Below are 18,508 nucleotides of genomic sequence, written 5' to 3'. Positions count from 1 at the left end.
AGACATATTTATATTCTGGATAAGCTATCCATTAATATGGATACAGCAATTATAATCATAACTCACGGCTCAAGGAGGAATACGTTTGTTGAAGATATGGAAGGAGTAGCAAAATACGTTGAAGATAAGCTACAAATTCCAGTTTATTTATCTCATAATGAATTTACTGAGCCAAATTGGAGGAATTTAGTTTCATCTTTGTTGGAAAAAGGAATTAATAAGTTCATATTCGCTCTAGCTTTTTTAGGTAGAGGGAATCACGTCGCTAAAGACATAATGGGTTCCTTTGGAGTTAACGAATTTTACAAATGGGAAGAAGCCCAGTATGAAGGTAGGAAAGTTAAAGTTTATTTCACAAGACCTTTGGCAGATTCTCCGTTAGTTAAGTTATCATTGTTTTACAGAATTTCCTCAGCAGTAAGAAAAGACAACTCCTTCAATTTTTTGGAAGATCCTGAGGAAATAGAAGAGAATTCAATGGAATTATCAAGGCAGAAAGTAAGGGAAATAACTGGAAAAGACGGAGAAGAGTTGGAAATAATAAGTAGAGCAGTTTATGCGAGCGGAAATTTGGAGATTGCAAGACATATTTACATAAGCAAAGACGCAATAGAAATGGGAGTTTCAGCGTTAAAGTCCGGTGTAGGAATATTAACTGACGTTAAGATGGTTAAGGCAGGATTGAGGTGGAACGCTGAAAATTATTTAGACGATGCAGTAGAGCTTGCTAAAAAATTAAAGATAACTAGAACTGCTGCAGGAATAAGGATAGGACTTTCAAAAGAACCTAAGATAGTAGTTATAGGTAATTCTCCAACCGCATTAGTTGAGGCAATAAAGATGCACGAGGAAGAAGGAGTTGAAATTCCTTTAATAGTAGCAACTCCCCCAGGATTTACTAACGCCGTTGAGGCAAAGGAGAAGTTAATCTCTACTGATATTCCTTGTATAGTACTTAGGGGCAATTACGGAGGAAGTAATATTGCAGTCTCAATAATGAATGAAATAATTCGTTATGCACGTGGTAAAAATGGGTAAAATTTACGTTGTAGGTATAGGTCCGGGAGGAAAGGAAGCAAGGACGTTAGAAATGCTTGAGGCTATAAAGGAAAGCGACGTTATTGTTGCTTATACTACTTACGCTAAGTTAATTCAAGACTTGACTGACGGCAAGGAAGTAATAACTGCAAAAATGAAGGAAGAAGTATTTAGGGCAAAAGTTGCAATAGAAAAGGCTTTACAAGGTCACACTGTTGCTGTAATATCTAGCGGAGATCCGCAAGTTTACGGTATGGCAGGCTTAATTTACGACATGGCTTGTAAAAATAATGTTAATGTAGAGATTCAAATAATTCCAGGAATAACCGCAGCAAATGCTGTTGCTGCTAAATTAGGCTCACCACTATCAATGGACTTTGCAGTAATTAGTCTAAGCGACTTACTAATTCCTTCTGAGGAAATCCTTAATAGAGTGAGGAAAGCCGCAGAAGGAGACTTCGTTATAGTCTTGTACAATCCTATAAATAAGCCTTTATTACTTGAGGCGATGAGAATTATAAAGGAAGTTAAAGGAATTGACGTTCCAGTAGGTATAGTAAAATCAGCTTATAGGGAAGACGAGGAAATTATGATAGCAACCTTATCTACTTGGGAGAAGTTTTTGAATAAAATAAACATGATTACAACAATTATTGTAGGAAATTCAAAGTCTTATATTTGTAACAATAAAATAATTACACCAAGAGGATACGAGAGGAGGTACGATCTACACGTCATTGATTCAAACTCTTAAACGGTTTGGAATAACCACTGGTGCTGTTGCAGCGGCAGCATCAAAGGCTTCGGTAATTTACCTTGTAAGAGGAGAAAAACCGGATAAGGTAGTAGTTCCTACTCCTATAGGAATAAGGATCGAGATTCCGGTTGAAAAGTATTTTGATGAAGAAGGTAAAAGGTGCGCTGAAGTGAAGAAATTTTCCGGAGATAATCCAGATATTCTAGACAGTTTAGAAATAATTTCTTGTAGTGAATTTTCTTCCTCTGGAATACAAATTATAGGAGGAAAAGGAATAGGAGTAGTAACTAGACCGGGATTAAAGTTGGAAATCGGTGAAAAGTCAATAAGTCATATAGCTAAACAAATGATAATTGACGCTGTAAGCGAAGTTACGACGGAAGGAATAAAAATTACGATTATAGTACCTAAGGGCGAGGAGTTAGCTAAAAACACAATGAATCCCGACGTTGGAATTGAGGGCGGAATATCTATATTAGGCACCACCGGAATTGAATACCCAGTAAGTGACGAGGATTATTTGGAGCATATAAAAGCTGAAATGTGCGTAATAAAAGCTTCTGGAAATAATAAGATAGTTCTAGCTCCGGGAAATACAAGCTTTGAATATGCGAGGAAGATCTACGGCGACATTGTTGTAAAAATAGGCGATAGAGTTGGAGATAGTATAAAATTAGCGAAAGACGAGGGTTTTTCTCACGTGGTAATAGTTAGCCTTCCCGGAAAAATTACTAAAGTTTCGGCGGGTCTTTTAAATACCCATAGCAAATTCGGTGATGCTAGAATAGAAAGCATAGTCTATTCGGCGTTAATAGCAGGAGTACCTTTAGAAAAACTAAAGAGGATAGCAGAATCCTTGACCATATCAGAAGCCTTAGAATTTTTGACTCCAGAGGAGAGAAGAAGAGTAATGCAGATTGTTGCTAAAAGAGTCCTTTCACGCTTATCCAAATTTGGAGTTAAGCTCGGTGTTATAATACTCTCAGATAATGGTGAAGTCTTAGCTAAAGAAGGTGATTTATAATGTTAGGAATTCCGGATGAAATGTTTATAAGAGATGAAAAAATTCCTATGACTAAGGAGGAAATTAGAGTATTAGCTTTATCTAAGGCTAAGCTTTTCCACGGTGCAAAATTTGTAGATATCGGTAGCGGAACCGGGAGTGTTACAGTTGAGGCAGGGTTATTCGTTGGAAGCAAAGGTAAGGTTTACGCCATAGAGAAGGATCCTAATGCTGTAGAATTAATTAGGAAAAATGTAGAAAAATTTGATTTACGTAATGTGACTATTATACAAGGAGAATCTCCTGATGCATTAAAAGAAATAAGGGAAGAAGTAGATGCAATATTTGTAGGTGGGTCTGAAAGACTTGAGGAAAGCTTAATGGCTTCTAATGAAATTCTGAAGAAGAAAGGGAGAATAGTCCTTGATGCAATACTTTTAGAGACCGCAGTGAAAGCTATGGAGGTACTTAATTCAATGAATTATAATCCTCAAATAATCGAGGTAATTGTTGCCAAAGGAATGAAAACGTCGAAGGGATATGCAATGTTGTCTAGAAATCCTATTTTCATTATTTACGGTGAGAAGCCTTGATTTATGTTATAGGTTTAGGTCCAGGAGATCCTGAATTGATTACCGTGAAAGCTCAAAGAATATTATCAGAGGCTGAAGTAATATTTGTTCCTTATTCTACTGGTACTAATAGGAGCCTAGCATTAGGAATAGTTGAGAAATTTACTAAAGGCGAAATAGTTATTTTAGGTTTTCCAATGAAGAAAGATGTTAAAGACGAAGAGTTGAAAGAAATAGCAAAAATCATTTGCGAAAAATCAAATGGAAGGAAAGTCTCGGCTTTCGTAACTTTAGGTGATCCAACCCTTTACAGTACGTTTTTCAGAGTATTTAACTTCCTTAACTGCCAAGACGTCGAGATAATTCCAGGAGTGAGCTCTATTACTGCTTGTCCATCAAAAGTTAAAATTCCTCTTGCATTAAAAAACGAGGCTATAGCAATAATTCCTGCAGATAGACTGGACTTAATTAAGCTAGTGAATGGAAAATTCGAGACAATATTGGTAATGAAAGCAAATGAAAACCTTGCGGAAATTAAGGAATTACTATTTCCTTATTATAATATACTTTACGCTAGGAGGTGTTACATGGAAGGAGAGAATATTCATGAATTAAAAGGTGACGAAGACAAAGATTATTTCTCAACCTTAATATGTAAGGTGAAGGAAAATGAAAGGTAAGGTAGCTTTTATAGGTTCTGGTCCAGGTGACCCTGAGTTAATTACTGTAAAGGCAAAGAAGTATATAGAGGAAGCAGACGTAATACTTTACGCAGGATCTTTAGTAAATCCTGAAATATTAAATTGGGCTAAGAGGGACGCTGAGATAATAAATACTGCAGAACTAACGCATGAGGAAATTGTTAATATAATGGTAAAGAAAGCTAAAGAAGGCAAATTAGTTGCAAGGTTAAAATCTGGAGACTTTTCAATTTACGGAGCTTTAAATGAGGAGTTACAAGCAATAAAGAAAGAGGGAATCGACTATGAATTAATTCCAGGAATAACTGCTGCAATTGCTGCAGCAAGTTCTTTAGGTATAGAACTTACTCTCCCGAGAGTTTCTCAGACTTTAATTATTACCAGAGCCTCAGCCTCAGTTCCCATGGAAGGTTCGATAAAGGATTATGCTCCATTCTTAAATAAAGGAGCCTCAATGGTTATTTATACGGGAGTTCATATAATTGATAAGGTTGTTGAAGAACTTAAAGAAGGAGGGCTTTCTGAGGATTCTCCTATAGCAGTAGTTTATAAGGCTACTTGGAAAGGAGAGGAAAAGATAATAAAAGGCACATTAAAGGATATTGCGGAGAAGGTTAAAAAGGAGAAAATTACTAGGGACGCAGTAATAGTAGTAGGAAAGATATTAACTCCGGAGAAGTATGAATTCAAATCAAGTGCATATGATGAAAATCATTATACCGGCTTTAGGGTAGCTAATCAGGATAAACTAAAGTATTTTGAGGCTAGGTATTCCGTAGATAAAATATTTGCAGAGGAGTACTTGAAGGAATTAATTAACGCCCTAAAAGAAGGTAGAGGAAATGAAAAAGAACTAATAAGTAAAATGGAGAAAGTTCTATCTGAAGGTAAGATCAATCCTAAACTAAGGTTAGAAGCTGAGGAAATAATAGCGGAAAAGAAAAGAGGATTAACTTAATCGTAAGAAAGAATTACCTTAGGTCATTATTGTTTGCTTTCTCCGCCTTGTGACTGTCCCTTTGATTTCTTTCCTTTCTTTGCCATCTATGGTCTGAATAAATGTTATGAAGAAAGAAGTTTATAAATATTATTAACATTGATTTTATTAAATACTAATGAGAAGAGTCAAGGAGAAGTGGAATATTCTTTTCATTATAACCTTGTTAATCTCTTTACATTAATGTAATCTATCATTCGCTTTTTATAAATACTATTCAACCTTCTCTTAATTAGAAACGATAAAAATTTAGATTTATTTTACGTCTATCCGTAACGTCTATTTATAGAGATTGAAATGAATTCTACCTAGAAAGAACTCTTTAGTTTACTACGAAAATTGCCTTTCCGTCTATCTCGTACTTCCTTATCCTCACTCCATAAACTTTGCTTAATACTTCTTCAGTTACATCAGAGGGTTTACCTTGATATACAACTTCTCCGTTCTTTACTATGATAACCTTATTGGAAATATTAATGACGTCTAGCTCGTGAGAAGTTATTAAGAATTCCTTCATTTTGCTAACTTCCTTCATTATGTTCATTATCCTAGTTTTGTTTGCAAGATCAAGATTAGATAAAGGTTCGTCCATTATTACTAGGTCTCCTTCAGTTAAAGCCTTGCAGATTAAAACTAGTCTCTTTTCTCCGCTACTTAAAGAATAAAATTCTCTATCTAGAAAATCCTCAACTCCTAATATCTTAGCATTTTCAATGTAATCATCAATTTTTCTTCTCTTTTCTCCAGAAAGTAACACGTCTCTGACTCTCATCTGTGCAGGGAAGAACTCAGACGGTACATAAGATATTCTCTTATTAATTTGAATTTCCCCTTCGGTAGGCTTTATCATTCCAATTAAAGTTCTCAATAAAGTAGTCTTTCCAGAGCCGTTAGGGCCAAGTATAACGTTTATTCCTCCCTCAGTTGAAAAGGATATTCCGTGTAGGATCTCCTTGTCTCCTAACCTTACTTTAATATCCTTCACTAACACGACTCTTCACCAAGACGTAAATGATGATGGGAGATGCCAAAACTGATGTTATCGCAGTTACTGGGATTACGAATCCTAGGGCACCACTAGCTATTATATTACTTAACATCATAATTGAGGAACCTAAAATTGCAGAAAAAGGAATCAGAGTTGATGAATTTCCACCAATAGTTCTCCTAACTATGTGAGGTACAATGATTCCTATGAAACCTATTATTCCAACTTGAGACACTATTAAACCTACTATTACACTTAGGAATATTATCCACAACATTCTATATCTGTTAGGATTTACCTTCTTTGCAAAGGAAAGCTCATCACTTATGTGTACTAAATCCAGTTTCCTGCTTTCAATTATAGAAAAGATAATCAATAAGAAAACCAGAGTGCCTAAAGCCTCATCAAATTCATAGCCGACAATTTGTATTTCTCCTAATAGCCAGAATAGTGGAGGAGGAACTTGCGGATATTTGTATTCTATTGCCTCCAATAACATTGTAAGCATTGATGAGAACAAATAAGAAACTACTACTCCTCCAATTATTATTCCATACACTCCGGTTTTCTTTCCTATAGCCAAAGTAATCACGGTGGCCAAAAGAGAGAAAAAGAAAGCAATCAAAGGAGAAATATAAATCAACCAACCAAAGGGAAGATTAAAAGCTAAGAGAAAGTAAGCTAAAACTGCACCAAATGCCCCGCCGGAAGCTGTTCCGCTTACGTATGGATCCATTAATGGATTTCTAAGCAGGAGTTGCATTATTGCTCCTGCAATAGACAAGGAAGCTCCTATTAGTGCTGAGGCAATTACAGTAGGTAACCTTATTCTAAAGAGAATAGTGTAATAAAATCCGTGAGGAGAAATAATCTCGTTTAATGGAATATAAATTTGCCCGTAAATTAATGATAGAATGAACGATATGGGAAATGAAAAAATTATTAGTATTATAAAAAAGAGAGTGAAGTAGCTCTTTCTCATTTAAAACACCGGCAATTCTGGTTTAATGCAGTTATATATCCAAGACCACATAATTTGGTGAGGAGCGGTGCCGTTAATTATATCGTGGAACAGAAGTACTGCGTAAACAGCTAGAGGCCCGGGTTCGTCTATCAAGTAGGAAGATTGACAACAAAGGAAGTATATGTTTCCATCTTTATATGCTGTTACGTTCTGAATTCCTGGAATGTGAGATAATAAATACTTAGTATATGAAATATTGTATACAACGTTAACCACTAGAATATCTGGATTTGCTTCAATAAGCTTTCCAGGACATAGTTCTTCGTAATTTACGCATTCTCCAAAGGCGTTAATTCCTCCTCCTAATTGTATTAATGAATTTATGAAAACGTTTCCTCCAGCAGTCCAGAAATAATAATTAGGACAAATCCAGTCAATGTAGGCTACAGTTTTATTTCCAGAGGATGAGAATTCTTGTAACTTAGAGTTCATCCAGTTTACGAGCTCTTTTGAAGCGTTAGTCTCATTAAAGTATTTACCTAAGGAACATATGCAACTTTCAATTTGATAGAAGTTAGACGCGTAATCTGCGTTTGTCAAGTATGTTTTTAAGCCCGCCTTTTGCATAGAGTTTATGCACTCATAAAGTAATCCTTTTTCTCCTACAACTACTGTAGGATTAAGCTCAACGAGCCCGGAAATGTTTACTGGATAAATTTGTGGAAATACAGTAACATTACTAGGTAAACAGGACGTTTTATTCACTAGTTTTAACAATGTATAAGAATAATAATCAACTCCTACTATATCTTTCCCTAAACCTAGTGCTATCAAATCTTGAGTATCACTGGGCGTTAAAGACACAATCCTAACTTGTTTTTCGGTTAATGAAGGTTGTTCAACTGTTGATGGTTTTTTTATCAATTCATAGACTGCAACTCCACCAATTATTACAAGGATTACGATTGCTAGGCCTACAATTTTTAGATTCATGAGTTACTTGTATAGCCTATCCATATTATAAAGTTAACTAAAATAAAACTTTGTTTAGCACAATCAACTTTCACTAGATATCTTTATTTCACGAATGAGATATCATTTTAATTATATATTTACAGACTAGAAAATAATATTATTTAAGCTAGAGTGATAAGAGTTCTTATACTATGGTAGTAGGTTGTCATTATACTTTAATTTGGTTTATTAAGAAATATTCCTCAGATGGGATCATTCGATAATGCAACTTTATTATGCAAAAGGGCTTTAAATTACTTGAGAACTGCAAAGGATTCATTCGATAAAGGTATTTATGATGTTTCAGCAACTAACTGTCAAATTTCTGCAGAACTTCTTATAAAATCAACTTATTTGCTTTTAGGAGTTAATTTTCCTCAAACTCATAGTATTAGAAAATTGCTTTCTGGATTAGCAATGGCTGCAGGTAATTATTCTGAGGAAATACAGAGATTCATAAAAGAGAAAAGGAAAGAGCTAAATCTAGTAGAATTAAGTAGATTTGAAGGACAGTATTCTCTAGTAGACGTTGACGCTGAATATGCGTCGGATTGCTTGAACTTTGTTGAAGATTATATTTTGCCTCTCATAAGAAATATATGGGGCAATAAGTGGTGTGGGGATTAGATTACATTCATTATTTGGAGGAAAACTGGAAGAAGATAGCAGAAAGAGTGAAGAAAGCTGCTGAAAGCTTAGGTAAGGTTGATAAGGTTATAGTGTTCGGTTCCGTAATTAAAGGTAAAGTTACTGGCAGTAGTGATTTAGATATAGCTGTATTTTATGATGAAAAACTAACAGATAAGGAAAAAATTAGGAGAGCTTTGGAGATTCTCAATATTGTTAATGAGGAAATCGCTGACATTAATATTCAAGTTCTTAACAAGGATGAGGAAGAATTTTTCCTAAATTTTGTAGGTAAATATGTCGAAGTCTAACCTAATGTATTATTTACTTAAATTCATAGAAGATAATACTTTTATTAAAGCATAAAATCCTTAAAAATTGTACTTCACTATTTCTTGTATGAGTCAACTGATAAAACTTCCCAAAGATCTTAAGGAAAAAATGACCAGGTACAATGTTAATTGGAATTCAATTATTAGGGAATTCGTTTACGAAAAAATAGAAGAGTTAGAAAGGCAGGAACATGCAAGGAAAGCAATTGAAATCCTCAAGTCACTAAATTTCTCTTATGAAGGAGCCAAAGAGGTGGTGAAAAATAGGAATAGTAGTTGATGGAACTCTCCTCTCTGCTGTTATATTAAAAGAAAGTAACTGGGAGAAACTGGCAGAATTAATTCCTAATTCATCAACCCTGGACGTAGCAGTTATGGAAACGTTAAACGCAATAAGTAACGCCAAGAAAAAGAAAGTAATAGATGAGGAAGTAGCAAATAAGCTCTTTGAAGCATTAAATGAGTTTGCAAACGCAATGAAAGTTTATGAGAGTAAATATTACCTTGAGAAAGCCTTTAAACTTGCTATAAAATACGGAATAAATACATACTCCGCTCTTTACTTAGCTTTAGCTGAGGATTTAAACCTAAGTCTTGCAACTTTAGATGCAAAGCAAGCTAAAGTAGCTAGTAAAATGGGAATAGAAGTAATTAACATCAAGTAGTTAGCAACCTCATCATATCCTTTATAAACTTCTCAACTTCCTCTAACGATATTTTAACGCCTTCTTCTGTCATAAAGCCTTCATAGAAGTTAGAATTGAGCCTTATGCAAACTGACCATCCTGAGAGTAATTCTTTACTACGTTCTGCAGATATTATCTTACTCATTATTTCCTCTAATTGTCTATGCCTATAATGTTCCAGTCCTCTTTTTTCAGCGTAAGCCTTGACGATAGAGGCACAAGCTCCCCATGCTTTTTCTGAAGCTTGAATAAAATCTTTCTTTTCAAGGTATTTTTTAGCATCTTCTAGTAGTTCAGTTGATTTCTCTTTATACAGATTTACTTTAACTTCAGGATCAAGATCTCTGGTTAGTTTATCTGAAAGTAATACTTCCTCGTCAATTCCTTTCTGTAGTGCCTCTTTTTTAAGGATATCTTCTATTTGTTTTGGTAATTGCACAATATTATCTCCTGATTGAAAAATATATTGCTTATTGTCAATCTCATATAGTTGAGAATTTTACCGGGCTTAGTTTATTTTCTTCTGATGAGGAAACTAACGGTAGAGGAATATTTTAACTCATACTTACCAAAGCCAAACGAGGAGGAGACTTATCTCTTTTATTTAATTTCTAGGTGTAGGGAAGCTAAAGAACAAGGGTTAAAGATAGATAAAGTGCTTTATAGGATATGGAATGTCGAACCTTTAAAAGCCGTCAAAATATTGTCAGCAATAAGGGACAACGTCGAGTTTGAGGTTAGGGGAATAAAAGTGAAGAAGGAATGGATAAAAATAATGCATGTCCTTAATCCGGTTAATATTTCTAAAGCGTCAAAGGAGGCAGTAATAAGGTATATGCAGGAATGTGAAAGAAAGCCTGACATTTCCATGATATTATTTTCTGAGCTTCCTAGGCATATCGATTTTAAGATTTTCATGATAGACGTTGATTCTAAAGACCCCAAAGTGCTAGAGCAGATGAAGGGATTAAAGCCTAGGCTTGTTATAACTACTCGTAGGGGTTTTCATATCCACTTTTGGAAGGAGGATTTAGAAGATCCTCAGTTGCTTTTTAAACTTAAGGATGTAGAGGTAAAGACCAGGGATTCGATAGAATACGTTCCGATAAGTCAAGGAAGTTTTACTCCTGAGGCCTTTGAAATAAATGATGTGGAAGAAATAATCAATTTGATATGACTAAAAATAGAGAAGGAAAGGGGAAAAATGATGTCGATACTATAATGTTGGATTTATTAACTCAATCTTATATAACGTCAAGATATTTACCTTATTCCTTTTCTAAAGAAACTGCTGAAAAAGCTTTAAGCTTTACAGAGAAAATAATGGAAGAATTGAATTGTCTTTCATAGAATTATTAATAAATAACGCTCAGAATAGAGAAAAATTTCTTAGAAATATGGACTTCTATCTAAGTAAGATAAAGGAAGTGGTAAGAAAGGAAGATCCCAATGGTAGGGTAATACTATTTGGGAGCTATGTTAGGGGTAATTTTAGGCCTGACAGCGATATTGATATCTTAGTGATTATTAATGTAAAAGGAGAAGAAGACAGATTGAGGATTTATCATGAGATAAATGAAGTAGTTGGTAGACCTAATCCTTTTGAGATACATGTAATTAATGGTGAAGAATATGAGGACTGGTATTCTCATTTTATCGATGTATATAAAGAGGTGTGAGAAAAATTACTTGAATGAAATAAAATTATGACTCTCTATTATTAATATACGCATGTGTTGAAAATACTCAAGTATTGTGTATATGCATTCAGTTGGTCCAAATAATGATGATATGAAAAGCTCAAATAGACGAAACGAATACTCAACAACTAATTAAAATACTTAACGTATTCTTACTAAAAATGTTAGCTTATTTTCTAATAGTTCACAAAAATTATCTTTTTGAAATTTACAGTATGTATAAGCTGAAGCTATATAATCTGCAATTTCTAGTCCTGCCTTATCATTAAATTTTATTGTATAAAATATCCTCTTTCTTATCCAGCGTATAACTTCTTCGTTTATTTTACATTTCTTTTTATTTATCCAATCATTTATTCCCTTTATTGTAATTACGACTCTAGAATTCTCCTCTACGGGTAAGTTATTTATTACTTCCGCTATATAGTATCTGGCATATTCGCTACATGAAGAAGGATATTCGGTTAATATTATACCGAAATTTATTGAAGATTTTAGGATAGTATTCATGAAGTTTTTCCTTATTTCATCGTCGTCGTTTTTGAAGTGAAAATGATATTTTTCTTTCCTAATCTTCTTAAGGGCCTCATTTTTTATTTTGCAAGGCTCGGTTTTATTTTTAGTCCAGACAACCGATAAAGCGAAAATATTGGGTCTATAAGATTCATCTACAAATACGAAGTATGAGTTCATGAAAATGAATAGTTATTGTAATTAAAATGCTCTTTCATTCTCCTCGGTTTACCCCGAGGGGTCGAGAGCATACCTATTTTCATTCTCCTCGGTTTACCCCGAGGGGTCAAATAGGATTTTCATCGAGATAGATCTCTCGTATTTTATATATTTCTCTACCTATTTAATGTTTTCCTTAACTCTTCAATTACGAGAACGATTGAGCAACTTAATGGACTATTAACTCTCTTCTACTCATCTTATGGAAGAGTGAATCGATTAAGTGATGTCCCATGAGAGACTTGGAAAATTGAATCAATAGTTTTTTAAATACTTATTAATATTCTTTTTAAGTGGACAAGCTAAGGTTAGAAATTATTCTAGGTTCTTTACTATTTATATCATCTTTCTTTCCTCATTATTGTTTATATTTGCTTACAATAATTTCTCTAGGAATTCTTATAAGATTAAAATATTTCCCACCTTTTGTTTCCTCAATTTTGCTACTTTTTTTCTCCATTTCATGCTCTAATAACTTTGCTCGCATTTCCTCTTCTCTATATAGATAGAAAATTCTCGCTCTCCTTTTCCTTGGCTACTTTATTTTCCCTTTTAACCCAAAATTATCTTATATTATTTCTAGCAGGGGCATTGGAAAAAAGAGGGTTAATAATTTCTGGCATAATGTTCTTGATATTAAGCGCATTAACAATGCATGAAGAATATGGGAACATTGCATATTTCCTCTTGATAGCTGGAGTAATTTCGGCAATAATTGAAGGTAAGATTTCCTTGAGGACTTCTGCAGTAATTTACTTATCTGCATTAGCTTTTTACTTTAAATTACCGTTCCTTATACCTGCAATAGTTTCTTTCTCCCCTTTAGTATCATTACTATTTTCTCCTTTTTATCCGTATTTTGCAATCATATCAATAAAATATGCAGAAAACTTCAAAAAACTGAAATTCTTAAATTTTGTACCTCCAGATTTATCCTTTATTAATCCTTTTCTTTCATTTTCTTCATTATACGACGTTATCAGAAAGAGAGAAATTTTTCTTTACATTCTTTTACCTTTATTTTCCTCTATATATTTTGTTATAGAAGGTGAATATACTCAAGAAGAAATAATCTCTATTTCAATAATTTTTCTTTACATTCTGAATATATTACGTGACTACTATAAGATGATAATTTCATTTATTGACAAATATTCCCAGTTCATTATCTCCCTTGCATTGGATTTCATTGCATACAAATTCTTTTTATTCAATTCAGAAATATTTCTAGCTATCGTTTTCTCATCAATTATAATATCCTTACCTAAATTGAAGATAAGCGCATATCCGTTTTTCGCTTCAGCGATGTCGTTAGTTAATCCTTTCGTTGGTCTTTCTGCAGTACAAAGGCTTTCTTCATTATTTGTATTTATACCTCTCTTCTTTTATATTGAGATGCATTATTCTGTGTACTCTGTAATCTTTTATATTATCGGAGCTTCCCTAGGAATTGTTTTTAGTATAAGAGATTATAACATGGAGAGAAACAAGGTATTCGTTATATTTGCGTTATTATTAACTCTAGACGACGTTGTGCTGAGGAATTATATTTATATTGCCTTCAGTCTAGTATCTGCAGTTTTAATATTCTTATTTAGACGTAACTTAAATATTTCAGAAATTTTAGCTTTATATTTTGCATCATTTCCTCTGTCCTTTATTTCTGGGTTTTTCGTTCTTCTTAAAGGTAAGCTTAATCTCTGCATAATTTTAGTAACTGAAGCTGTAATCTCTTTACTAGTTCTTAAGATAGTTTCGATTACGTCCCCAATTTTAAGCCAGATTTTATGACATGCTTAATGAAGATGTAAAGGAAATTCTAGGAATAATAAATTCTTATCCGCTTGTAATGTATAAAATAGACGCGAACTATATTAATCCCCCTACTTATGAGAGCGACGAGCTTTATAATTTAGCGAAGGAATTAGAAGATTTAGCTTATCCTACTAGGGAAAGCGATTATGCTAAGATTTATTATAACTTCTTCTGTCCTGTAAAATTGAAAAATTCTATAATAAGATTTATACCTGTAGGTTTAGCATATCTTAAAAAATACGATATTTATGAAATATTCATAAACACTAGAGGTAAAATAGAGATAAAGAAAGGTAATGAAGAAGCTGACACGTTTGTTAGGAATTTACTATTAAGACTTATATCTTTCTCTAAGTTCCAAATTAATAGGGGATTAATAATAACAGTTGATTATATAGATAAGCATTATTTAGAAGGTAAAGTTAAGCTGAAGTATGTAAAAGACCCTATAATAACTATTGAAGAAGCTAAGGAAATATTAAGAAAATATAAGGATAATTTAAGTAGGAAAATTGAAGGAGATATAAGTCTAGGAGATTACCTCAGGACAGTTAAAGTAATTTATGAGGCCCTAGGTCTTGACGTTAATGGCGAATTGAAAGAATTATATAGGCGTTATGCTGATGGAAGGGATTGTGGAATGATGGAATTACCTTTAGATGACGCCATAGCGTTTAAGAAATGGCTAAGCGATGAATCCTATTGCGGTGGCCATCCTTTTGAAGTTGTTAGAGGTGGTTTAATTACTTACGGCATTCATTTATATCCTCCAGAAGACGGTAGGTATGTTTTATCTCCAGGAGACTATTATGAAGAGTTTTACAAAGTGGTTAAGGAATTTTTAAGGAGGAAAATTCCTTTTAAGTCTCCTGAGTTACTAAACGTATTAAAAGTATTAACTGGCTTAGCGGAAGTTAAGGTTAATGAAATAAATGATTTTCCAAAGACGATTGTTCTTTATGAAGATGTAAGAAATAAGAGAAAGATAAAATGGGAAGAAATAGAGGAAGTTAAGTATAGAAGGGAGAAATTTAAGAAACTTAATTCCAATCTGTATTAATATTACCTATATATTGTTGTTATAGAACAAGTTACTATATTAGTATGATTGGTTACATTTCTTCAATCATGGTTGCCTAAAAACTACAATAAGTATATCTTTTTTAAATTTTAAAAATAGGATGAAAATACAAATTTTATTTTTCAACAATTTTCCTTATATTTTTATCAAATGGAGGGTATATTATGCCTTTTTCAGTTATTATTGCAGTGACGTACTTTGGCGGAGTTACATCAAATACTGGATTATAAACCTTAACTCCTTCAGGAGCAATAGGAATCCCTCTAATTGTCCTAACCTCGTCAGGATCCCTTTCCTCTATTTTAACGTCCTCGACTCTACTCTTTAAGTCGAAAGTAGAAATTGGAGCTAAAGCGTAGAACGGGATTCCAAGCTCATGAGCAATTACTGCCTCTTTAAATGTGCCTATTTTATTAAAAACGTGACCATCAGATAATATCCTATCTGCCCCTACCATAACGCTATTTACCATTCCTTTATACATAACGAGTCCTACAGCAGTGTCGGCAATTAATGTTACTGGAATACCGTCAGTCATTAATTCATAGACTGTAAGCCTGCTTCCTTGTAGCCAGGGTCTTGTTTCTGGTGCAATTACTGAAACCTTAATTCCAAGCATATGTGCAACCTTAACTGGCGCTAAAGCAGTTCCTAATCCAGTTCCAGTAGCTAAGCCTCCGGCATTACATTGCGTAAGTATCGTATCTCCATCGTTTATTTTTTCTAAGCCATATATTCCCATCTGTAATTCTGCCTCTAGTTCATCGTCGAAGATCTTTTTAGCGTCTCTTTTTAGAAGTAGTATTAACTCATTAACGCTTTTCGCTTCACCTTGCTCTACGTATTTCTTTGCGTTGTTTAGCATGTTTGAAGTAGCCCACGTTAAATTGACTGCTGTAGGCCTTGCTTGATCCAGAACTTTTTTAGCTTTGGTTAATTTTTCTATCGCCTCTTCTAGTGTTTCAGGAGTATCTGAAGTTAATGCGGTCACCATTCCATACGCTGCAGTAATTCCTATTGCAGGAGCTCCTCTAACTTTCATAAGTTTTATTGCAGAAGAAATTCCTTCTGGATCTTTTAATTCTACATAAGTAGTTTCAAAAGGTAAGGCAGATTGGTCTAGGAGGGTTAAAGTGTTCTTATCATCATTCCATATAATTGGCTTTAGTTTAGGGTTAAAGTTCTCTTTTAGTTCCTTTAATGAGACTTTCATGAATATACTATTTAACGTGAGATTAAATTTTTAGCGTAGATAAACGTAATTTTTATAATCTTTCAATGTAAAATAAATTATATGTCTCAGCAACAAGAAATTTTTGTTACGACAGCTGATGAAATTCCTGGATATATGGTTATACAAATATTAGGGATAGTTGTAGGAGTTTCTCTCCTTTATAAAAAAATTAATTTAAATAGAGAAGAAGAAGCTAAGAAGTTCTTAGAATTATCTGAGAAGGCTAGAATGACCGCTATGAACGAAATGATACAAAGGAGATTAATTCTAATGCTATAATTTCAATTAGATTCGATTCCCATAGAATTAACGATGAGTATGATGAAATAATAGCTTATGGTACTGCAGTTAAGGTTATTAAAAATATACATTAAACTTTCGGGTTCCACTTTCCTTTATAAATAGATAGAAATAGCAATGATAGGTAGAATTCTTGTACCATCAGTATCCATAATACTAATAGGCTTAGGAGTAATTTACTTTACTCTTTCCAGTTTATATTCCTCGATATGTTATGCTAAAATAATTCAATTTAATGAGTTTACATATAGATATGTTAAGTATAATGCCACAGAATTCTTATTTAACGGCTCGGTATTTCTCTGCTACTCTATAAATGCTAATAAATTAGTATATGTTGAAGGAATTTTAAATTGTAGTTTTAAAGAAATTGTTAAAATATGTAAGTTAGTTTATGGCTGTTTAAGATGTTTCAAGAGAATTCCAGAAATAGCTAGTGTAACATATTTAAAAATATTGATAGGCAATTATTCTGAATTCAAGTATGCAAAACCTAGAATAGAAAATGCAACAATAAAACTTAAGGGAGAGATACTAAACTGTAATTCAATTTTGAAATATATTGTAACAAATTGTGGAAATGTCCCAATATATCTACTAAAACTATATGTTCATATAGTTTGTAAAAAATGTGTAAAAGAAGGAAATAAAACCGTGACAAAGTACGTATGCAAAAACTATAGTATAAATGTATATAATTGGTTAAATCCAGGTAAAATTTATAAATATTGTACGTTAATATGTAAGCTAGCCTGTGCATCAATTACCTTATGTTATAAGGCTCTATGTAATACCATGTACTGTACTGTTAACACATAATAATGCGTTTAAGAAAAAGAAAGTGATGATACTTACAGCAGACGAAGCAACTTTTTATTCTCTTCCTCCCTTACCAGAAAGAATTCTGCCAATTGTAAGGAAGAATAGGTATCCTCCTTACGGTTTGAGGAAAATAGAGGCTATGACAAATTCTATAATATTACCGCCGTCAAAAATTAGAAAACCCGACATTCTAGGGATTTATGTTAACGATCCGTTAGCATTAACTCAGCCTTCCTTAGCAATAAAAGAGGCTTTCGGCGAAAATCCAAGGTTCTATTATTCTTTCCAAAAATTTTCTGCAAAAATAAGAGAACTTAAATCAAGGTTTAAATTTAAAGTAATTGTTGGAGGTCCAGGAGCATGGGAATTAGTAGAAAAGAAGGAGGAAGATTGGATTGATACCATAGTAATTGGTGAGGCAGAAAACGTCATTCATAAGGCTATAACTGAAGAGGGCATAATTAAAGGAACTCCTGCTGAAAAATTTTACCCAATTAAAGCTCCATCAGCTATGGCTGAAGTTGAAGTTATGAGAGGAAATAGGAAAATTCCTAGGGAAGTAATACTGAGCGAGATGAAAATTCAGTCCATCCAAGGTAAAGTAAATTTGATTTCTCCTGACCTTTTCTCCTACGGTGATGAGGAGGAAATAATTTCCTTATTGAAAATGTCGTCTGAATTCGGTAAGGTATTCTTTAATCAAATAAGCTTGAAAGGAATTAGTAAGATAGACTTAAGGCGAGTAAGTAGAATATTAAATCTTAATGAGAAGAATTATAGAACTCCAGTACTTAGCAAAGAGCCTGGAGTCTGTAACGTTGAAGTAGAAGGAGACGAGATTAAGGAACTAAATAATAATTTTATTTATCCAATGATTTTTGTTCCCTCAGATTCTATTTCCACGCTTGAAGGCTACAAAGCTTTAGTTATACCTTTACCCAATGAGGGAGATAACTATTATGAGGCGTTATATAAATCCTGGAATATAAGTAGGAAAATTATTAAAAATAGAATAATGATTTCGTTAATAGATAAGATTATTTTAAAGAATAAAGAAACAAAAGGTGAATTTTTGAAAAAATTAAACGTAAAAAGTCCTATTTTCCTCGTACAGTTATTCAGCTTATTGCTCAAGAGTTAATGAA

The 18,508-nt window shown here is 33.3% G+C and carries 24 protein-coding genes and 1 pseudogene; 19 read left to right on the top strand and 6 right to left on the bottom strand.

Translation table 11 applies throughout. The features are described 5' to 3' along the window. Positions 1-36: 36 nt before the first annotated feature. From D1866_RS05060 to cobM, 6 genes and pseudogenes are all read left to right on the top strand, one after another. Positions 37-1,038: a precorrin-8X methylmutase gene (locus D1866_RS05060; RefSeq protein ID WP_152942327.1), complete on the top strand. Its 1,002-nt coding sequence runs from the start codon at positions 37-39 to the stop codon at positions 1,036-1,038. Continuing rightward, entirely contained in the window at positions 1,031-1,792 is a 762-nt protein-coding gene (locus D1866_RS05055) for a precorrin-3B C(17)-methyltransferase (RefSeq protein ID WP_152942329.1), read from the top strand. The genes D1866_RS05060 and D1866_RS05055 overlap by 8 nt, the downstream gene beginning before the upstream one ends. Further along, positions 1,776-2,819, top strand: coding sequence for a cobalt-precorrin-5B (C(1))-methyltransferase CbiD (cbiD, locus tag D1866_RS05050; protein WP_152942331.1), 1,044 nt, complete (start codon positions 1,776-1,778; stop codon positions 2,817-2,819). The genes D1866_RS05055 and cbiD overlap by 17 nt, the downstream gene beginning before the upstream one ends. Beyond that, positions 2,819-3,391, top strand: coding sequence for a precorrin-6Y C5,15-methyltransferase (decarboxylating) subunit CbiT (gene cbiT / locus D1866_RS05045; RefSeq protein WP_152942333.1), 573 nt, complete (start codon positions 2,819-2,821; stop codon positions 3,389-3,391). The genes cbiD and cbiT overlap by 1 nt, the downstream gene beginning before the upstream one ends. Further along, positions 3,388-4,050 carry a cobalt-factor II C(20)-methyltransferase gene (locus D1866_RS05040; RefSeq protein ID WP_152942335.1) on the top strand — a complete coding sequence of 221 codons (663 nt, stop codon included), beginning with the start codon at positions 3,388-3,390 and terminating at the stop codon, positions 4,048-4,050. Before cbiT ends, D1866_RS05040 begins: the two co-directional genes overlap by 4 nt. Next, a pseudogene (gene cobM / locus D1866_RS05035) lies at positions 4,040-4,801 on the top strand (precorrin-4 C(11)-methyltransferase); the annotation flags it as partial. The gene D1866_RS05040 and the pseudogene cobM, both read left to right, overlap by 11 nt. A gap of 589 nt (positions 4,802-5,390) precedes the next feature. Here cobM and D1866_RS05030 read toward each other — a convergent pair. Genes D1866_RS05030 through D1866_RS05020 form a run of 3 tightly spaced genes read right to left on the bottom strand, consistent with a single transcriptional unit; the run spans position 5,391 to position 8,013 of the window. After that, positions 5,391-6,059: an ABC transporter ATP-binding protein gene (locus D1866_RS05030; protein WP_155861069.1), complete on the bottom strand. Its 669-nt coding sequence runs from the start codon at positions 6,057-6,059 to the stop codon at positions 5,391-5,393. Continuing rightward, positions 6,040-7,038: a FecCD family ABC transporter permease gene (locus tag D1866_RS05025; RefSeq protein WP_152942339.1), complete on the bottom strand. Its 999-nt coding sequence runs from the start codon at positions 7,036-7,038 to the stop codon at positions 6,040-6,042. The genes D1866_RS05030 and D1866_RS05025 overlap by 20 nt, the downstream gene beginning before the upstream one ends. Beyond that, positions 7,039-8,013, bottom strand: coding sequence for an ABC transporter substrate-binding protein (locus D1866_RS05020; protein ID WP_152942341.1), 975 nt, complete (start codon positions 8,011-8,013; stop codon positions 7,039-7,041). It abuts the gene before it with no gap. Positions 8,014-8,241: 228 nt separating this feature from the next. On the opposite strand from D1866_RS05020, the gene D1866_RS05015 reads away from it, so the two are divergent. From D1866_RS05015 to D1866_RS05000, 4 genes are all read left to right on the top strand, one after another. Beyond that, positions 8,242-8,661 (top strand): HEPN domain-containing protein, encoded by a 420-nt coding sequence (locus D1866_RS05015; protein ID WP_152942343.1) that lies wholly within the window; start codon positions 8,242-8,244, stop codon positions 8,659-8,661. After that, entirely contained in the window at positions 8,646-8,972 is a 327-nt protein-coding gene (locus D1866_RS05010; protein ID WP_155861068.1) for a nucleotidyltransferase domain-containing protein, read from the top strand. Before D1866_RS05015 ends, D1866_RS05010 begins: the two co-directional genes overlap by 16 nt. Positions 8,973-9,060: 88 nt before the next feature. Continuing rightward, a complete protein-coding gene (gene vapB / locus D1866_RS05005) occupies positions 9,061-9,273 on the top strand; it encodes a type II toxin-antitoxin system VapB family antitoxin (protein WP_152942344.1) in 213 nt (70 codons plus the stop codon). Then, positions 9,257-9,658: a type II toxin-antitoxin system VapC family toxin gene (locus D1866_RS05000; RefSeq protein WP_155861067.1), complete on the top strand. Its 402-nt coding sequence runs from the start codon at positions 9,257-9,259 to the stop codon at positions 9,656-9,658. Before vapB ends, D1866_RS05000 begins: the two co-directional genes overlap by 17 nt. Here the strand turns inward: D1866_RS05000 and D1866_RS04995 are convergent. After that, complete coding sequence (locus D1866_RS04995; RefSeq protein WP_155861066.1) at positions 9,651-10,118, bottom strand: PaREP1 family protein; 468 nt, start codon at positions 10,116-10,118, stop codon at positions 9,651-9,653. The two genes, D1866_RS05000 and D1866_RS04995, sit on opposite strands and share 8 nt — an antisense overlap. A gap of 87 nt (positions 10,119-10,205) precedes the next feature. Here D1866_RS04995 and D1866_RS04990 point away from each other — a divergent pair, with 87 nt between their 5' ends. The 3 genes from D1866_RS04990 to D1866_RS04980 are packed head-to-tail and all read left to right on the top strand — an operon-like array spanning position 10,206 to position 11,358. Next, the gene (locus tag D1866_RS04990) at positions 10,206-10,856 is read left to right on the top strand and encodes a hypothetical protein (RefSeq protein ID WP_196773490.1); all 651 of its coding nucleotides are present in this window, start codon (positions 10,206-10,208) and stop codon (positions 10,854-10,856) included. Continuing rightward, positions 10,853-11,029: a HEPN domain-containing protein gene (locus tag D1866_RS04985; protein WP_152942348.1), complete on the top strand. Its 177-nt coding sequence runs from the start codon at positions 10,853-10,855 to the stop codon at positions 11,027-11,029. Before D1866_RS04990 ends, D1866_RS04985 begins: the two co-directional genes overlap by 4 nt. Beyond that, positions 11,017-11,358: a nucleotidyltransferase domain-containing protein gene (locus D1866_RS04980; RefSeq protein WP_152942350.1), complete on the top strand. Its 342-nt coding sequence runs from the start codon at positions 11,017-11,019 to the stop codon at positions 11,356-11,358. Before D1866_RS04985 ends, D1866_RS04980 begins: the two co-directional genes overlap by 13 nt. A gap of 162 nt (positions 11,359-11,520) precedes the next feature. On the opposite strand, the gene D1866_RS04975 is transcribed toward D1866_RS04980, so the two are convergent. Further along, a complete protein-coding gene (locus D1866_RS04975; RefSeq protein WP_152942353.1) occupies positions 11,521-12,072 on the bottom strand; it encodes a hypothetical protein in 552 nt (183 codons plus the stop codon). Positions 12,073-12,702: 630 nt separating this feature from the next. Between D1866_RS04975 and D1866_RS13085 the strand changes: the two genes are divergently transcribed. After that, the gene (locus tag D1866_RS13085) at positions 12,703-13,902 is read left to right on the top strand and encodes a hypothetical protein (RefSeq protein ID WP_196773488.1); all 1,200 of its coding nucleotides are present in this window, start codon (positions 12,703-12,705) and stop codon (positions 13,900-13,902) included. Position 13,903: 1 nt separating this feature from the next. Further along, positions 13,904-14,986 (top strand): hypothetical protein, encoded by a 1,083-nt coding sequence (locus D1866_RS04965; RefSeq protein WP_152942355.1) that lies wholly within the window; start codon positions 13,904-13,906, stop codon positions 14,984-14,986. A 136-nt stretch (positions 14,987-15,122) separates the two neighbouring features. On the opposite strand, the gene D1866_RS04960 is transcribed toward D1866_RS04965, so the two are convergent. Continuing rightward, positions 15,123-16,220 carry an S-methyl-5-thioribose-1-phosphate isomerase gene (locus D1866_RS04960; RefSeq protein ID WP_152942357.1) on the bottom strand — a complete coding sequence of 366 codons (1,098 nt, stop codon included), beginning with the start codon at positions 16,218-16,220 and terminating at the stop codon, positions 15,123-15,125. An 81-nt stretch (positions 16,221-16,301) separates the two neighbouring features. On the opposite strand from D1866_RS04960, the gene D1866_RS04955 reads away from it, so the two are divergent. Genes D1866_RS04955 through D1866_RS04945 form a run of 4 tightly spaced genes read left to right on the top strand, consistent with a single transcriptional unit; the run spans position 16,302 to position 18,504 of the window. Then, positions 16,302-16,520 (top strand): YbjQ family protein, encoded by a 219-nt coding sequence (locus D1866_RS04955; protein ID WP_231136420.1) that lies wholly within the window; start codon positions 16,302-16,304, stop codon positions 16,518-16,520. Then, the gene (locus D1866_RS13820; protein WP_420809234.1) at positions 16,502-16,615 is read left to right on the top strand and encodes a heavy metal-binding domain-containing protein; all 114 of its coding nucleotides are present in this window, start codon (positions 16,502-16,504) and stop codon (positions 16,613-16,615) included. The genes D1866_RS04955 and D1866_RS13820 overlap by 19 nt, the downstream gene beginning before the upstream one ends. Before the next feature lie 43 nt (positions 16,616-16,658). Continuing rightward, entirely contained in the window at positions 16,659-17,360 is a 702-nt protein-coding gene (locus D1866_RS04950) for a hypothetical protein (protein WP_152942359.1), read from the top strand. Beyond that, complete coding sequence (locus D1866_RS04945; protein ID WP_152942361.1) at positions 17,296-18,504, top strand: radical SAM protein; 1,209 nt, start codon at positions 17,296-17,298, stop codon at positions 18,502-18,504. Before D1866_RS04950 ends, D1866_RS04945 begins: the two co-directional genes overlap by 65 nt. Positions 18,505-18,508: the final 4 nt, after the last annotated feature.

Origin of the sequence: Acidianus ambivalens, from assembly GCF_009729015.1 — an archaeon.
In the GTDB taxonomy this organism is placed as follows: Archaea; Thermoproteota; Thermoprotei_A; order Sulfolobales; family Sulfolobaceae; genus Acidianus; species Acidianus ambivalens.
This window is presented reverse-complemented; position numbering and strand designations above follow the sequence as displayed.

Bases quoted from the DNA above. Each gene is read 5' to 3' on its own strand.
- D1866_RS05060 (WP_152942327.1), top strand. From the start codon at position 37: ATGGATACAGCAATTATAATCATAACTCACGGCTCAAGGAGGAATACG.
- D1866_RS05055 (WP_152942329.1), top strand. From the start codon at position 1,031: ATGGGTAAAATTTACGTTGTAGGTATAGGTCCGGGAGGAAAGGAAGCA.
- cbiT (WP_152942333.1), top strand. From the start codon at position 2,819: ATGTTAGGAATTCCGGATGAAATGTTTATAAGAGATGAAAAAATTCCT.
- D1866_RS05025 (WP_152942339.1), bottom strand. From the start codon at position 7,038: ATGAGAAAGAGCTACTTCACTCTCTTTTTTATAATACTAATAATTTTT.
- D1866_RS05020 (WP_152942341.1), bottom strand. From the start codon at position 8,013: ATGAATCTAAAAATTGTAGGCCTAGCAATCGTAATCCTTGTAATAATT.
- D1866_RS05015 (WP_152942343.1), top strand. From the start codon at position 8,242: ATGGGATCATTCGATAATGCAACTTTATTATGCAAAAGGGCTTTAAAT.
- vapB (WP_152942344.1), top strand. From the start codon at position 9,061: ATGAGTCAACTGATAAAACTTCCCAAAGATCTTAAGGAAAAAATGACC.
- D1866_RS04990 (WP_196773490.1), top strand. From the start codon at position 10,206: ATGAGGAAACTAACGGTAGAGGAATATTTTAACTCATACTTACCAAAG.
- D1866_RS04985 (WP_152942348.1), top strand. From the start codon at position 10,853: ATGACTAAAAATAGAGAAGGAAAGGGGAAAAATGATGTCGATACTATA.
- D1866_RS04975 (WP_152942353.1), bottom strand. From the start codon at position 12,072: ATGAACTCATACTTCGTATTTGTAGATGAATCTTATAGACCCAATATT.
- D1866_RS04965 (WP_152942355.1), top strand. From the start codon at position 13,904: ATGCTTAATGAAGATGTAAAGGAAATTCTAGGAATAATAAATTCTTAT.
- D1866_RS04960 (WP_152942357.1), bottom strand. From the start codon at position 16,220: ATGAAAGTCTCATTAAAGGAACTAAAAGAGAACTTTAACCCTAAACTA.
- D1866_RS04955 (WP_231136420.1), top strand. From the start codon at position 16,302: ATGTCTCAGCAACAAGAAATTTTTGTTACGACAGCTGATGAAATTCCT.
- D1866_RS04950 (WP_152942359.1), top strand. From the start codon at position 16,659: ATGATAGGTAGAATTCTTGTACCATCAGTATCCATAATACTAATAGGC.